Raw genomic sequence first — 512 nt, forward strand, 5'->3', positions numbered from 1 at the left:
TTGTTATCACACTTGGTTCTAACAACCCTTTATCAGTTTGTATAGACATCGACCGTTAGGTCTTCGTTTTTACAAACCTTGTTTCATCTTGTTCTTTCGTTATCCAGTTTTCAAGGAACATTATCATTATAAATCATAAATATTTAAATAATGGTGGAGCCTAGCGGGATCGAACCGCTGACCCCCTGCTTGCAAAGCAGGTGCTCTCCCAGCTGAGCTAAGGCCCCATAAGAGATGGTGGGCCTGAGTGGACTCGAACCACCGACCTCACGCTTATCAGGCGTGCGCTCTAACCGGCTGAGCTACAGGCCCATCACTTATATATCAAGGGATTATTCCCTCAAAACTAAACAAAATAACCAAACGCTGACGCCACCAGACCATGGATGGTCAGGCTTCGACGTTGTCACACGGACGTGACGTTGTTAGTCGAAGTTCCTTCGCATGGGCTTATAATGTCCTTCACATCAGTGAAGTGACGTTTTCCTTAGAAAGGAGGTGATCCAGCCGCA

2 tRNA genes are annotated in these 512 nt (G+C 46.1%); both read right to left on the reverse strand.

Features of this window, described 5'->3' with window-relative positions:
- Window positions 1-151 precede the first annotated feature (151 nt).
- A tRNA-Ala gene (locus tag IEV91_RS21535) sits at window positions 152-227 on the reverse strand.
- Window positions 228-235: 8 nt separating this feature from the next.
- Window positions 236-312, reverse strand: a tRNA-Ile gene (locus IEV91_RS21540).
- Window positions 313-512: the final 200 nt, after the last annotated feature.

Source organism: Pullulanibacillus pueri (assembly GCF_014639255.1).
Taxonomy (GTDB): domain Bacteria; phylum Bacillota; class Bacilli; order Bacillales; family Sporolactobacillaceae; genus Pullulanibacillus; species Pullulanibacillus pueri.